The organism is Arthrobacter sp. JCM 19049 (assembly GCF_001310435.1).
Window position 1 is genome coordinate 1 of the sequence record NZ_BAXF01000505.1, and the last position, 1,519, is coordinate 1,519.

Genomic DNA, 1,519 nt, shown 5'->3' on the forward strand with positions numbered 1-1,519 from the left:
CTCGGTCAACCGCTACCTGGCCCCGCACCTGCGTGAGGACGCCCGCCAGAAGGCGGCGACCGCGCTCACCGGCTGGCTGACCCAGCTGGAGGCGGGCAGCGACAACCAGACCACCACGGCCCGCACCCTGGCCCGGTTGGCCCGCACCGGGGTGGCTGAGGATGTTGTCGACGCATTCCTGGCCTCCGAGCCGAACCAGTACGGGGTGAAGGTCGATGAGCAGCTGCAGTGGTTGAGCTGGCAGGCGCTGGCTGCGGCCCGGGGCCTGGACGAGTCCGACGAGGTGCGCATGCGCGCCGCACTGGACGCCAACCCGACTCGGTCGCCCAGAACGCGGTGCGTACCGCACTGGCGGCCCGCCCCGTTTCCGAAGTCAAGGAGCAGGCCTTCGCCCAAGTGCTCCAAGCCCGTGACCAGGACGTCGAGTTGTCCAACGATGCACTCAGCGCCACGGCCGAGGCTTTACGATCGGTTCGCGTGAGCTGCTGGCCGGGTTTGAGGAACGCTACTGGCCGCAGATCTCCGAGGTGTTCGATTCCATGAGCATGGAGTTCTCCACCCGGGTGATCCGCGGGCTGTTCCCCCGCTCCCAGGAGTTGAGCGAGGAGCCGGACGACAACCCGGCCCTCAAGGCGGTCACCGAATGGCTGGAGAAGAATACCGAAGCACCACGGGCCCTGCGCCGGATCCTGCTCGAGGAGCGTGCCGAGCTGCAGCGTTCACTGGATGCCCAGAAGCTTTCGCGTCAGACCAAGTAACGCGAACGGCTAGTGCTGGTCCTGTGGCCGTCCCGGGGGTGGGACGGCCACAGGCCGAAGACGCGCCACGGACCGATGGGATTAGCCAGGTCCCAGTTCATCCCCGCCATGCCAGGGCAAGGTGGCATCCGGCGGATCCGGGTCATCGCCCGGCGGGTCGGGGGCGTTACCCGGTGGCCCGGGTGGTGCCCGGTTCACGGCCCCCGGTGGCGGGTCCCCGGGGATTTGCGAGCTCAGATCCGGGTCGCTGGGATCATGCCAATACCCCGGAGTGCCCGGCGGGACCTCATGCAACGCCAACACCTCACGCAGCTTCTCATCCACATACACCGCCTCCCGCGAAGGAGCGCTCATCGTGTAGTTCGCCCGACCATTCACGGTGGTCAGACTGCCCGGATCAGAAAAGTGCACCAACCCGTTCGGGGATTCCCACCGCACCGACCCATCCGGCAGGAACTGGCTCTGCCACCGCAACGCGTGTTTGAACATCTGATGCCGGGTACACAACAATTTGGTGTTATCCCGGGTGGTCGCCCCGCCCTTGGCCCAGTCCTTGACATGATCGATCTCGCACCGCTCCGCCGGCGCCGGCAACCAGGGAACTGGCAATGCTCATCACGCAACTGCACCAACTCCTGCAACGCCGCCGGAGGCCGGTACCGGGTACGGCCCACATCGATCGGGGCCCCGTCCCACGGATCGGTAAGCACCCGGGCAAAGGACGGGGCGTGCCGGGCCAACGCCAACGCCACCGGAGCCGG

The 1,519-nt window shown here is 67.4% G+C and carries 3 protein-coding genes and 1 pseudogene; 3 read left to right on the forward strand and 1 reads right to left on the reverse strand.

The features are described 5' to 3' along the window. Positions 1-481: pseudogene (locus tag JCM19049_RS13845) on the forward strand (hypothetical protein); the annotation flags it as partial. A gap of 46 nt (positions 482-527) precedes the next feature. Next, positions 528-758, forward strand: a complete 231-nt coding sequence (locus JCM19049_RS13850) for a hypothetical protein (protein ID WP_054821872.1) — start codon at positions 528-530, stop codon at positions 756-758. A gap of 81 nt (positions 759-839) precedes the next feature. On the opposite strand, the gene JCM19049_RS13855 is transcribed toward JCM19049_RS13850, so the two are convergent. Continuing rightward, a complete protein-coding gene (locus JCM19049_RS13855) occupies positions 840-1,247 on the reverse strand; it encodes a hypothetical protein (protein ID WP_279403243.1) in 408 nt (135 codons plus the stop codon). Between the two features lie 69 nt (positions 1,248-1,316). Between JCM19049_RS13855 and JCM19049_RS21055 the strand changes: the two genes are divergently transcribed. After that, on the forward strand, positions 1,317-1,519 hold a 203-nt coding region (locus tag JCM19049_RS21055; RefSeq protein ID WP_279403244.1), incomplete at its 3' end, for a hypothetical protein.

What these genes read in the sequence shown, in the direction of transcription:
- JCM19049_RS13855 (WP_279403243.1), bottom strand. Translation starts at nt 1,247, where the DNA reads ATGTTCAAACACGCGTTGCGGTGGCAGAGCCAGTTCCTGCCGGATGGG.